Origin of the sequence: Helicobacter japonicus (genome assembly GCF_000762845.2) — a bacterium.
In the GTDB taxonomy this organism is placed as follows: Bacteria; Campylobacterota; Campylobacteria; order Campylobacterales; family Helicobacteraceae; genus Helicobacter_C; species Helicobacter_C japonicus.
The window spans coordinates 1-12,274 of the sequence record NZ_JRMQ02000017.1 but is presented as its reverse complement, the minus strand read 5'-3'; the positions used below and the strand labels follow the sequence as shown (position 1 = coordinate 12,274).

The following is a 12,274-nucleotide window of genomic DNA, read 5'->3' as shown; positions in this document are numbered from 1 at the left end:
GGTGAATCTCAAACATATCAGCGAGGGGGAACTTTTGGAACTTATAAAAGCGATTTTTAGCCTAGCAAAAACCCTCAAAATATGGGAGATACGCAAATTATACGCCCTCACCTCCCTAGGCTTAAAGCTAAAGCCTCTCGTGCAGGGGCTAGATTCACAAAGCACAGAGGATAAGGCAAGACATATACTTGAAGCACTCTCCCTTATAGGCACATATAGAGACGCTCATAGGGAGGAATTTGATGAATTGCTCGATAATGTTTTTGAGATTGCACAACACAAAAGAGAAAAAGTGTTGAATGTTGCTAAGAGATTTTTGTGAGGAATAAAGGCGCATTTAAATATGAAAATGAAGAAAGCAGATGATAAACACTAAAGGGAATAGAATATGGGAATAGTTTTACTAGGGATTATCAATGCGATTTTGCTGTATTTTCTTTATTACTCTGGGATTCCAAATGCAAAGACACTTTTTTTGGCTTTTGTGATTATGATTTGTATCGTTGTTCCTCCACTTGGCGTAATTCTCGTATGTGTAGGAATAGTGTATTTTTTCATCACAAGCATACAGGAAGCAAACAATGAGAAGTAGATTTGCATCTTATTTGTGTGACAATGTGTTTAATGTGGAGGAAACATTAGCAGTGATTGCCCTCTATGTAGGTATATTTAAGCTTATTATTCCTCTGTATATAGTTGGCATATACACATTCATCAAACCATCAATCTCTCGTGTGGATTCTACACAAAAATAAAGGAAACAAAATGATACAACCTCAACCCTACAAAGCAATATGCAAAAAATGTGGCACAAGTAAGCTTATTACACCAAAAAGCGATGCGCTTTCACTCTTAGATATGCCCATTTGCCCAAAATGTGGGCAGATAATGACTAAGAAAAAATCTTCTAATGGGTTCTATATGCTACGCAAAAATATAAAAGATTTATTCTCTTAAATTAAGGAGGCAAAATGCTTATGAAAAATATATGCAAAGTGTTTGCAATAGCTTTTATACTTATCTCAATCTGTGATGCAGATGAGGAGTTAAAGCAAAAGGATATAGAGAGAATCTCAAACAAATGCCTAGAGATAGGAAAAGGCAAGATTTGTGATTTAGTGTATGCTGATTTATTATTAAGGACAAATGCTCTTGAAGACGAATCAGAGCTTTACTCTAGGCTTTCAGATGATTTAAGATTCTATGTAGCGGGTGATTATGAAGATGAAAAGGCATTAAGCAATGCCGTTAAAGAATATGTCCATACACTTCATTCTCTCGCAAACACAGGCTTAGATAATTGGTATTGCAAAAAAGTGGCACAAACCTTTTTTATTCAAATGGCTATGGAACGAGGGGTTGATATTTATATGCTAAGACAACAAATGCTACTTGATATATGGGCAAGTAAGGCTTGTGGGCTTAAAAGCAACTTTGATGCAGTGGATTTAAATACTATTGGCATAGATAAAAACAACATCACCATTGGAGATATGGTGCGTTGTGAGATTATCACAGAGGATAAAGAAAGCCTAGAGAGTTGCAAAAATGGCGACTGGGGCGATGATGGATAAATAAGTGGCTTCAAATATCCTAAATGGTAGATTTGATATTGTTCATTTCAAAATGTGAGCAATACAAAATTTATCAAAAGGAATAAATATGGTAAATATGACAGACAAACAAGACAAAGTGTCAGAAACAGAGCACAAAACTATGGCAGATGAAGAGATGGCTTTTTTGAAAGCCGTGCAAGATAAGTTTAAATTGGAAAACCTCTTAGAACGCTATACAGAGTATATTGATCAAACAAAGCTTAATATACTCATAATCGGAGGTAGCGGCGTAGGCAAAAGCTCGACTATCAAGGCTTTGCTTAAAGATGATACCCAAGAAAGCAATACTCCCCCCAATATTGGAACAAGCCATAAGCCTACAACTATGGAAATACAAAAATACAAGATTAGTAAGAATATCACCATTTATGATAGCCCGGGCTTAGGCGATGGGGTGAAAGATGATACCCATAAAGATAAAATTTACGAGCTACTACAAGAAAAAGATGAAGACGACAATGCACTTATCGACTTAACACTCATTCTCGTTGATGCTACATCACGAGATTATGCCAGTGCGTTTGAAAGTATCAAGCTCATAGGAAAAGCGATGGGGCTAAAAGATGTGAAAAAAAGAATCCTTGTCGCTATGAATAAATGCGATAAGAGCGATAATCCAGAGGCTAGAATGGATTATGAGAAGCGAGAGCCAAATGAACTGCTTAAAGCTGAACTTGATGAAAAAGTAAAAATCTTGAAAGAAAGAATCAAGGAAAACACAGGCATTGATATAGACCCTATTTATTTTAGCGCAGGATATGAAGGAAAAAATCCATATAATACTGATAAGCTATTTTATTACATACAAAAGAACTTACCCAAACGCAAAGTTGTTGTGATAAATAAAGAAGCTCAAAAAGAAGTTTATGAGGGGGACTATGGTGATAAAAATAAGTCGGGTTTTTGGGATGGGGTTCTAGAAGTGGTAAAAGATGTGGCAACAGCAATAGCAGGACCACTCATCACAAAAGGTTTAGCTTCGTTAAGTAATTGGTTAAGTAATTTGTCCAAGAAGTTCTAAATCATTACAGAACTAGCATTTTCTCATTAAGAATCCCAATGCAAAACTATCTCATACTTTATAATCCCTATTATGAAAATAATGTGATAGGGAAACATTTGGAGATTCTCAAAATTTATGGGCAGGTGGCTTTTGGCAAGGTGCGCTCAAAACTGCGTAATATGAGTAACACAGAAGATTCTAAAGAGCAGCCACAACTTGACTTAGCCCATAGCTATATATGCCCTTTGCAGCTTTTTCTCACGGATTTAGAACATCTCTTTGTCGCAAAAGTCTCACGCGTTTCTGAAAAGCTAGAACCCCCGCATATCGCGCCAGATTATTATCAAAAGCTTGATGTTGAAGTGTGGTTTATCATAGAGGATTTGCGTGAATTGGTGCGAGGGGACTTCGGCAAGGTGCGTGATGTGTATTTGGCTAATTTCACAACACCTAAGTATAATAATCATACCTTTACCATTTATGGCAATCCCTATGAATACCCGCTACGCATAGAGCCCAAAAAACCAGAAGATTACTTTATAGATTCTAAAACATACTACATTGACGCCTTGCAAAGCCAAGAATTTATCGATATGAAGCAAAGGCTTGTAGATTTCAATTTGGGTGAGAGTTTTATGAAGCATTGCCTTGTTTGCACATTAGAAAATATTACAAAAGCCGAGTTAGAGCTACAAAAAATACGAGCAGATAAGCAAAATAGTGCGGATTGCTCGTCTATTATTATTTTCTATGCGCGAAGCTTTGAGCAAGAAATGTGGGAGTTTGCTAAAAGGCTTTTTGCATTTTTTGGCACACAAAATAAGCATATTTTAGATATTCCCTATGAAGTGCAGGGCATTAGCTTTCAGATAAAGGATATGTTTGAGAGCAAACCCAATTTAGCCACTTATATTACATTACTCAAAAATGATTCTATAAGAGACCTTATTGAGAATCTTTTTTGCAAAAATCCGTTGAAGTTCTACCTCAATATCACTCTGCCACAACATATTAGAATCCTCCAAAAAATCCGCAACACAAGTGTGCATCAAAAACAAGCACATTTGCAAGAGGCTTTGAATCTGCGCTCTACTATGCTCGGCATAGGATTAAACTTGGGCGAGAGTGGTGCATTTGTATCATTAATAGGCGCAAAAAACGCACTTGCAAATATCACACTATCCCAAAAATTATCGCACCTTAGCTTGTGTGATAATCCAAAATCCTAACCCCACAAACACAACTACCGCTATACACAACCCAATAAAAAACGCACTAAGGGTAAAAAGCTGATACTTAAATAATGCTATAAGCATAAGAGCAAAAAACACATAGCTTAAAAGTCGCAAAAATGATAAGCTTATCTGTGCGCCAATCACAAAACGCGTTGAAAAATTTGGCATTTTCTCTTGCTCATATTGCGCTCTTTGTGGATTTGTTTCTTGATTATCTTGATTTTTTTGCTCTTTTTTGTCATTGTCTTTTATGGATTCTGTCGCAGAATCTTGAGTTTTTAGACGCTTAAGCAAAGTGATAAATGAACTCCCCACGATAAGTGAAAAACCCACAAAACCTACTTCAAAACTCGCCAAAGATGCCGCACTTTGTATCAAGGCAATTATTCCGCCAACGCACGCAATAACAATGAGTATGCCTAGAATCTTGCACGATGTTTTAGTAATATACGCCATTTTGTGAATCTTCATCATCTTTGTGCGTAGCATTATAGCTATAACGCGGATTTGCAGCCAACTCTTGTGCTTCTTTTTGCGCTCTTTTATATGCGCGATAAAGATTCAAAATTGCTGCTGCTACACCCCACACTACGCCAAGCCAAAAAAGCCATTTTTGTCCGCTCACACGCTCTAAGAGTATGCCAATACCTATACCCAAAAGCACTGCCACAACGATAGAAATCCCTACACTTAAATCATTTGCTCCACTTACAACAATACCTAAAGTCGGCTTTTCTTTCTCATCTGTCTCTTTAGAAGATGTGCTTTTTGTTTCATTAGAATCCGCTGTTTGAGATTCTAAACTCTTAGAATTTAAGAGTTTAGAATCTTGTATGTTTTGACTGCTTCTTTCTTTTTTATCACTCTCCATTGCATTGCTCCCTAACTCTCATACAAGATTTCATTAAAGGCATCATTGGCTTTTGCTATTACCTCATCAATTATTTCTTCATTCATTGCACTACAAACGAATCCTGTTTCAAACTGCGAGCAGGCGAAATACACACCTTTTTGTAGCATTTTTTGATGAAATCTCGCAAACATTGCCGTATCACTTTTTTTGGCATCATCAAAATTCTTCACCACATTTTCATTAAAGAAAAATCCAAACATACTACCCCTGTAATCCACCTGCAAAGGAATCTTATGTGATTGTGCCGCATTTTTTAATCCCTCAATCAATTGCTTTGCTAACTTTTCAAGATTCTCATACAAAGCAGGATTTGCCTTAATTTGACATAAAGTCGCTATACCCGCACTTACCGCAATAGGATTGCCACTTAAAGTTCCTGCTTGATACACGCCACCCACAGGAGAAAGCATATCCATAATATCCGCTCTCCCTCCAAAAGCAGCCAAAGGCATACCTCCACCAATAACCTTACCATAAGTAACCAAATCTGCCTCTACATCATACAAACCTATCGCACCCTTTAGCCCAGCTCTAAAGCCACTCATTACCTCATCAATAATTAAAAGAGCATTATATTTATCACACAATGCTCTTAACTCACGCATAAAATCTTTATTGGCAGGGACAAATCCCATATTTCCAGCTAATGCCTCAATAATCACACACGCCACATTTTTACTTGTCTCAAAACAAGCACGAACAGATTCTATATCATTATATCTCGCTACGAGCGTATGTTTAGATAAATCGCTTGGCACACCTGGTGAGCTTGGTGTGCCAAAAGTCGCGCAACCGCTTCCTGCACTTACAAGCAAACTATCAGAATGTCCGTGATAACAACCTTCAAATTTAATAATGTCATCTTTTTGTGTATATGCTCTCGCCAAACGCAATGCACTCATTGTCGCTTCTGTGCCAGAATTTACAAGACGCATTTTTTCCACACTTTGCGTAAGGGAGATAATTTGCTTTACAAGAGTAGTTTCTTTCTCTGTGGGTGCGCCAAAACTTAGTCCATCTTTAATTGCCTCTATAAGAGCGGATTCTACCACCTCATTTGCGTGTCCAAAAATCAGCGGTCCCCAACTCTGCACAAAGTCAATATAAGCATTACCATCTTCATCATAAATATATGCACCTTTGCCTCTAGCAATAAATGGTGGTGTGCCACCCACAGAGCCAAATGCCCTTACAGGAGAATTCACTCCTCCAGGAATGACTTGTTTTGCTTCATTAAAATCATTGATACTTTGTGAGAGATTCATCGCTCAATCCTTTAAAATAATGTGAATATCTTTACATTATAGCAAATCCCTCATTAAATCATTAAAATTAGACATTATGAAAAGCTTATTTGTTTTTTTATCCTATACTTAAAAGTGTATCTACACAATAATTTACAAAAGGAGAGAGTATGAAAAGGATTATTGCAAGTATGTTTCTCATAGGCAGTATCGCATCTGCTGCAATTATTGATGCAGACAAAGCAGAAGTAAAATGGACAGCTTTCAAAACTCCAGCAAAGATTGGGGTAAATGGCACATTTAAAGATGTAGTTTTTAAATTTGGCAAAGCAAACGCAGCGCAAAGTTTAGAATCTCAACTCAATAATGCCACAGCAACAATTGATGTTACAAAAATCAATACCGCTGATGCAGACAGAGATGAGACTATACGCAAGTATTTTTTTGACAAGTTTAATAAAAAAGACCCTATTAAGGTAACTTTCAAAGATGTTATTGAAGGCAAAAATAAAGGCACAATTTTAGCAAGTGTGCGTATGAATGGCAAAACAAATAAAGTGCCTATGCAATTTGAAGTAGTAGGCAAAAAGATCGTTGCAAAAGGTGTGCTTGATTTGAGTGAGTTTAATGCTGAAAGTGCTCGTGCAAGCCTACAAGAAGCTGTATCTGATCTTCACGAGGGTTTGACTTGGTCGCAAGTAGAGATTGCTTTTGAAGCTCCAATAAAATAGATTCTACGCTTTTAAAACTTATAGAATCTCCTTGCAAGATTCTATAAGCAATTCTCAATCATTAAACCTTTCCATTGATATGTCTTCAATCACATAACGCGGACGCCTCTTAGATTCTGTATAAATTTTGCCAATATACTCCCCGATGATACCAAGACTTAAAAGCTGAACTCCACTAAAAAAGCATAATAATATTGCTGTGGAAGCCCAACCTACAATTGCTATATCCGCCCAAAACTTTGCATATAACACATAGCCTAAAAACAAAAACGCAAAACAGAAAAAAATAATTCCCATAGCACTCACTAAACGCAAAGGCGCAACAGAAAAACTCGTAATACCCTCAAGTGCAAAAGAACACATTTTTCTTAATGTGTATTTGCTCTCGCCCCCACTGCGAGGTTTGACATCAAAATATACTCTATCGCTTTTTAAACCCATATCCATAATGACACCACGCAAAAATAAATTATTTTCTTGATATTGACATAATAGCCCTAATGCCCTCGCACTTAACAAACGATAATCAGCGTGATTTTTAATGACTTTTGTCCCCATAAGATTCATAAAATCATAAAAAAGCGAAGCACTATATTTTTTAAATAGAGAATCGGTGGAGCGATTATTGCGAATACCTAGCACAATATCATTACCCTCTTGATATTTTGCGATAAACTCATCAAACATATTTTCATCTTGTTGCAAATCACAATCAATACTAATAGCGCAATCACATTTGTTTGCAGCATATTCTAGCCCGGCTAAAAGCGCATTTTGATGTCCAAAATTGCGTGAAAGTTTAAGAGAAATTATAGAGGGTAGGGATTCTTTGCTCTTAGCATAAGTGGGGGGGGGGTGAAAATTGTTTTATGTATTGCCAAGTCTTATCATTGCTTCCGTCATCGATAAACACAAGTGCGCTTTGTGGTGAAATAATAGCAGTTTCTATCATTGTATAAAGTTTATATAAAAGTCGATTCAAAGTCTGCATAATCACATCTTCTTCATTGAAACAAGGCACAATAACATAAAGATTTGGGGGAATGCTCGGCATTTAAGAAACCTTTTGAAAATATGGTGTCAAAGGGGAGACTTGAACTCCCGACCTCCGGCTTATGAGACCAGCGCTCTAACCAGCTGAGCTACTTTGACTTATAATGCAAGGCAAATAAAGCCGATAATTTTATGAAAAAAGTGTCAAAAAGTCAAGTTAAGGAAAGCACCTTATTCGGGTTGCAATAATTTATTATACGCATTTTTATAACGTTGGATAAAATTATCAATCATTGAAGATTCCACTCCAAAAGCTCTATGCGCATTAAGCTTATCTGCATCTATCTCTTCTTGATTCTGTGTTCGTTGTGATAAATCTTTGCCTTGATAAAAAGCCGTAAATCGATAAAGACTTTGTGCCATAAGGATTTTTTCACTCTCACTCAAATCTTGCGTAGCCCATAAAAATGCCTGATATTCCTCTTCGCTCATAAGTTCAATCACTTTTAATCCATAAGTGATACGATTTTTATGTTCCTCTAAATTCTCTGTCTTCTTCCCTGATTTCTCCTCTGCAACCTGCCCTAATTCATTGACACTATCTGTGCTAATGTCTTTTTCTGCCCTATCAGTATCTCTTGTATTTATGCTATTTTGTGTCTGTGCTTGAAAATCTTTAGTGTGTGCGTTAAGATTTTGAGGATTATCATTATCTATGCCTTGCGTGCCAAATTCTCTATTGCGCGTATAATTTTGTGTGTTTATCGGCACTTGCGACATTACATTTGATTCTAAACGCAAATCTCACTCCTTGTTTTCATCACTTTTTCACTATTTTTTGATACTCCTCTCTAGCAAAAAACGCTCCATAATTGCTAAAATTTTATGCTTTTGGGATACAATGACACGAAAAATATTGGAGGCGCAAATGGATTTAACAGCGATAAAAACTCTTGATGAAGAATTTGTCTTACACACCTATGCACGCTTACCTGTGGCATTTGTGCGTGGAGAAAATGCAAGGGTATTTGACACACAAGGCAAGGAATATATTGATTTTGGTGCAGGGATTGCCGTATCAAGTGTGGGACACGCTAACAAACGCCTCGCGCGCGCCATAGCCAACCAAGCACAGAATCTCCTACATACTTCAAATCTTTATTTTTTAGAACATCAAGCCAAACTTGCTCAAAATCTCATCAATCTTTATCACGATAAAATGCCACAAACAAAACCTATGCGTGCATTTTTTTGTAATTCTGGTGCAGAAGCAAATGAATGTGCTATTAAAATTGCCCGCAAATATGGCAAAAGCAAAAATGCCTATAAAATCATTACATTAGATTCGAGTTTCCACGGGCGCACGATTGCTTCACTCAAAGCCACAGGACAAGAAAAAATGCACGAACATTTTGGTCCATTTCCCGATGGATTTACCTATGCTAAGGATATTGATGATATTTATAATCACCTTGATAGCCACACTTGCGCTGTCTTACTTGAACTTGTGCAAGGTGAAGGAGGTATTTCTCCTATGAATAAAGAAAAAATTATCGCTCTAAGCACACACTTAAAAGCAAAAGGCATTTTACTAATGATTGATGAGGTGCAAACTGGTATTTTCCGCTGTGGTGAGATATTTGCCTCTAAAGTCTATGGCATAGACCCCGATGTGATAAGCACTGCAAAAGGTTTGGCTGGTGGTGTGCCTATTGGTGCAGTAATAACTTCACTTATTGATATTTTTGAAGCAGGAGACCACGGCAGCACATTCGGAGGCAATCCACTAAGCTGTGCAGCGGGACTTGAAGTGCTTGATATTTTAAGTGAGATTCATAAAAATGGAACTTTGGCAAAAACAATAGAATCTTTCCATAACGCGCTCGAAGATATTGTCAAAACTTTTCCTCATATTTTTTCACACAAAGTTGGGTTAGGGCTTATGTGCGGACTCTATACTCAAGATGCTTCAATGCAAACACGTATTATTACAAGTGCTTTAGAATCTGGTGTTATTGTGCTTAAATCTGGTAAAGGGGTGGTGCGATTCCTCCCTGCACTCACAATTACACAAGAGGAAATAACTGAAGGTTTTAAACGCTTTAAAAATGCACTTCAAAGCCTTTGATACGCAAAAGAGATCTACTTTTGAAACAACATTGCATACCCTTTAGCAGCTATATGTCTGCTAGCCTCTATGGTGAGAATGGATATTACACAAAAGACAACAAAGTAGGAGCAAAAGGGGATTTTTACACCTCTGTAAGTGCGAGTAAGTTTTTTGGCGGGGCGATTGCCTCTTATATCCTCTCTTTGCTTGAAGACAATGAATTATTCCTACCTTTGCGTATTGTGGAAATTGGTGCGGATAAAGGCTATTTGCTGGGTGATATTGCACTTTTTCTTGATGCGCTTAGTGAAAATGTCCTGCAAAACTGCACTTTTATCACAATAGAGCCTTTAAGCACACTCGCACAGATTCAAACACATCATTTTGCGTCACTGCACTCATCTACTCCCTTGCATTTTGCCACTTTTACAAACTTTGAATCTTGCCCCCTCCCCAATGAACCAACGAGTCTTTTTATCATAAGCAATGAGCTTTTTGATAGCTTTCCGTGTGAAGTGTTAGATAATGGTAAATTGCTTTCAGTTACTCAAGATTCTATGCAATGGAGTGGAATATGGCAGGATATAAACGCATTACCTCTCCACACACAAGATTCTTTACAAGATATTATGCACCATATCACTCCTACTACTCATCTCACACAATATAGTGGAATCTTACCTTTATGGCAGCCATTTATTGCCTCTATAGCAGTTTTTGCCAAGGCACATCATCAAAGTTATTTGATGAGTTTTGATTATGGTGGGGAGATGATAAGCACGCTCACAAGCAACCCAAGATTCTATATGGCACATAATGTATGGAATCTAGAGCAGTTTCTTCTGCAAAATGGTGATTTCCATACGCTCTATAAACAAGCTGATATAACCTATGATGTGGATTTTATGCTTTTAGATGCACTCCTTAGACAAGAGGGCTTTTCACTTATATTTCGCACCTCACAAGCACGCGCACTCATTGAAAAAATGCACATTCTTGCACTTCTAGAATCTTTTAGCGCACAAAAGGGCTTTGAAGCATACTTTAGGGAAATACATAAGGTTAAAACTCTCCTCCATACAATGGGGGAACGATTTATGGGGTTATGTTACAAAATGCGTATAAAATCTCACTAAACTTAAAATATTGTATATTGTATAGAGAATTTAATCTTTCATAAGATAGAATATTAGTTTTTAATATTTTTGAGGGAAGGATAAGCTATGAAAAACTCTTTAACAACCAAACTTATTGGTATTGTGTTAGGTATTTTTATCATCTTAATTTCAGTTATTAGCTTTTTTAATTATAAAAACACAGTAAGCCAAGTTGATGATGTATATAGCGGATTACAACAACTTGCGCTAAGTTCTTCTTTTACGACAATTAATATTACTATGAATATCGAAGCACAGCAACATTTGAAAATGCTTGTAGATTTCTTAGGAGAACTCAATCAAAATGATATTGTTGCACAACGAGAGATTTTATCAGATGTAGCTCATCTTATCCAATATCCCGCGGTATATATTACCTATGAAAATACAGGTAAAACTTTGACAGAATACTATAACGAAAATGGGGAACATCACATAGCTAATACTTGGGACGATGTCGAGGATTTAAGAACTCGTGATTGGTATATACAGACAAAAAAACTTAATGCACCCATTGTAACATCTACCTATCAATCCCAAAGCGGTAAATATGCAGGAAAAACTCTAAGCACAGCGACAATTCCTTTTACTAAAAATGGGCAATTTGCTGGTGTTATTGCTGTGGATATTTTTGTAGATGGATTCCAACAACGATTTATCAATTTCGAACGTCCTGAATTGCCAAGTATGGAGATTTTTATTGCAGATAGTGCTGGACATATTTTTTCAAGAAAACATCCCCTTAAAAACACAGAATCTACTCCTACACCTTTAGAAAAAGCACTTGCTGAAGCACTTAAATCTTCAGCAAAGGGAAACATAGAATTTAACAATTTCAACAATACAAAACAAATAGCTTACTATAGACAATTTGACTTTGGTTGGACAATTGTTGCAGTTGCTAATAAAAGTGATTATGAAGACGCAATCAATAAAAGTTTTATCTTTAGCTTACTCCTTGCTGCAGTGCTTCTTATAGTTGGCGCAACTATATTATCCTTTATCTTAAAAGCTTACCTTTCCCCAATCAATAGGATTAAAGAAGGCTTACTCTCTTTCTTTGCCTTTATCAATCACGAAACAAATAACGCTCCCAAACTTCTTAAAGCGCAATCTCAAGACGAAATCGGTGAAATGGGTAGGGCAATTAATGAAAATATCCAAAAGACTCAACAAGGCTTAGACCAAGACCAAGCTCTTGTTACACAATCTCTCCAAGTGATTGAGCGAGCTAAGCAAGGATATGCTGATACACTCATTGAACTCAAAGGT

General features: G+C 36.8%; 17 protein-coding genes and 1 tRNA gene. 11 read left to right on the top strand and 7 right to left on the bottom strand.

Going from position 1 to position 12,274, the window contains the following annotated elements:
• The first annotated feature begins 1 nt into the window (after window position 1).
• The 7 genes from LS65_RS09080 (at window position 2) to LS65_RS09055 (ending at window position 3,848) form a co-directional block, all read left to right on the top strand.
• Window positions 2–322, top strand: coding sequence for a hypothetical protein (locus tag LS65_RS09080; protein WP_034360775.1), 321 nt, complete (start codon window positions 2–4; stop codon window positions 320–322).
• A gap of 66 nt (window positions 323–388) precedes the next feature.
• Complete coding sequence (locus tag LS65_RS09075) at window positions 389–592, top strand: hypothetical protein (RefSeq protein ID WP_034360777.1); 204 nt, start codon at window positions 389–391, stop codon at window positions 590–592.
• Complete coding sequence (locus LS65_RS09845; RefSeq protein ID WP_161976269.1) at window positions 582–755, top strand: hypothetical protein; 174 nt, start codon at window positions 582–584, stop codon at window positions 753–755. The genes LS65_RS09075 and LS65_RS09845 overlap by 11 nt, the downstream gene beginning before the upstream one ends.
• A gap of 10 nt (window positions 756–765) precedes the next feature.
• On the top strand, window positions 766–957 hold the full coding sequence (locus LS65_RS09070; RefSeq protein ID WP_034360779.1) for a hypothetical protein: 192 nt from the start codon (window positions 766–768) through the stop codon (window positions 955–957).
• Window positions 958–971: 14 nt separating this feature from the next.
• Window positions 972–1,574: a hypothetical protein gene (locus LS65_RS09065; protein ID WP_034360781.1), complete on the top strand. Its 603-nt coding sequence runs from the start codon at window positions 972–974 to the stop codon at window positions 1,572–1,574.
• A gap of 61 nt (window positions 1,575–1,635) precedes the next feature.
• Window positions 1,636–2,637 carry a GTPase family protein gene (locus LS65_RS09060; protein ID WP_336524382.1) on the top strand — a complete coding sequence of 334 codons (1,002 nt, stop codon included), beginning with the start codon at window positions 1,636–1,638 and terminating at the stop codon, window positions 2,635–2,637.
• A 38-nt stretch (window positions 2,638–2,675) separates the two neighbouring features.
• Entirely contained in the window at window positions 2,676–3,848 is a 1,173-nt protein-coding gene (locus LS65_RS09055; RefSeq protein WP_052060988.1) for an HP0729 family protein, read from the top strand.
• On the opposite strand, the gene LS65_RS09050 is transcribed toward LS65_RS09055, so the two are convergent.
• Genes LS65_RS09050 through hemL form a run of 3 tightly spaced genes read right to left on the bottom strand, consistent with a single transcriptional unit; the run spans window position 3,810 to window position 6,032 of the window.
• The gene (locus LS65_RS09050) at window positions 3,810–4,310 is read right to left on the bottom strand and encodes a hypothetical protein (RefSeq protein ID WP_034360783.1); all 501 of its coding nucleotides are present in this window, start codon (window positions 4,308–4,310) and stop codon (window positions 3,810–3,812) included. The two genes, LS65_RS09055 and LS65_RS09050, sit on opposite strands and share 39 nt — an antisense overlap.
• Window positions 4,294–4,725, bottom strand: a complete 432-nt coding sequence (locus LS65_RS09045) for an AtpZ/AtpI family protein (protein WP_034360784.1) — start codon at window positions 4,723–4,725, stop codon at window positions 4,294–4,296. Before LS65_RS09045 ends, LS65_RS09050 begins: the two co-directional genes overlap by 17 nt.
• 11 nt (window positions 4,726–4,736) lie before the next feature.
• Window positions 4,737–6,032 carry a glutamate-1-semialdehyde 2,1-aminomutase gene (hemL, locus tag LS65_RS09040; RefSeq protein WP_034360785.1) on the bottom strand — a complete coding sequence of 432 codons (1,296 nt, stop codon included), beginning with the start codon at window positions 6,030–6,032 and terminating at the stop codon, window positions 4,737–4,739.
• Between the two features lie 149 nt (window positions 6,033–6,181).
• Here hemL and LS65_RS09035 point away from each other — a divergent pair, with 149 nt between their 5' ends.
• A complete protein-coding gene (locus tag LS65_RS09035) occupies window positions 6,182–6,742 on the top strand; it encodes a YceI family protein (protein WP_034360786.1) in 561 nt (186 codons plus the stop codon).
• 54 nt (window positions 6,743–6,796) lie between these two features.
• On the opposite strand, the gene LS65_RS09030 is transcribed toward LS65_RS09035, so the two are convergent.
• From LS65_RS09030 to LS65_RS09020, 4 genes are all read right to left on the bottom strand, one after another.
• Entirely contained in the window at window positions 6,797–7,552 is a 756-nt protein-coding gene (locus LS65_RS09030) for a glycosyltransferase (RefSeq protein ID WP_268903716.1), read from the bottom strand.
• A gap of 25 nt (window positions 7,553–7,577) precedes the next feature.
• Window positions 7,578–7,796 (bottom strand): glycosyltransferase, encoded by a 219-nt coding sequence (locus LS65_RS10390; RefSeq protein ID WP_268903715.1) that lies wholly within the window; start codon window positions 7,794–7,796, stop codon window positions 7,578–7,580.
• Between the two features lie 21 nt (window positions 7,797–7,817).
• Window positions 7,818–7,894: transfer RNA gene (locus LS65_RS09025), tRNA-Met, on the bottom strand.
• Between the two features lie 72 nt (window positions 7,895–7,966).
• Window positions 7,967–8,536, bottom strand: a complete 570-nt coding sequence (locus LS65_RS09020) for an HP1233 family protein (RefSeq protein WP_052060989.1) — start codon at window positions 8,534–8,536, stop codon at window positions 7,967–7,969.
• Between the two features lie 127 nt (window positions 8,537–8,663).
• Between LS65_RS09020 and LS65_RS09015 the strand changes: the two genes are divergently transcribed.
• The 3 genes from LS65_RS09015 to LS65_RS09005 all read left to right on the top strand — a co-directional run.
• Window positions 8,664–9,863 carry an aspartate aminotransferase family protein gene (locus tag LS65_RS09015; protein ID WP_034360788.1) on the top strand — a complete coding sequence of 400 codons (1,200 nt, stop codon included), beginning with the start codon at window positions 8,664–8,666 and terminating at the stop codon, window positions 9,861–9,863.
• Window positions 9,864–9,916: 53 nt separating this feature from the next.
• Window positions 9,917–10,981, top strand: coding sequence for an SAM-dependent methyltransferase (locus tag LS65_RS09010; protein WP_034360789.1), 1,065 nt, complete (start codon window positions 9,917–9,919; stop codon window positions 10,979–10,981).
• 87 nt (window positions 10,982–11,068) lie between these two features.
• Window positions 11,069–12,274, top strand: a 1,206-nt coding sequence (locus LS65_RS09005) for a PDC sensor domain-containing protein (protein ID WP_268903714.1), incomplete at its 3' end; no start/stop codon positions are given.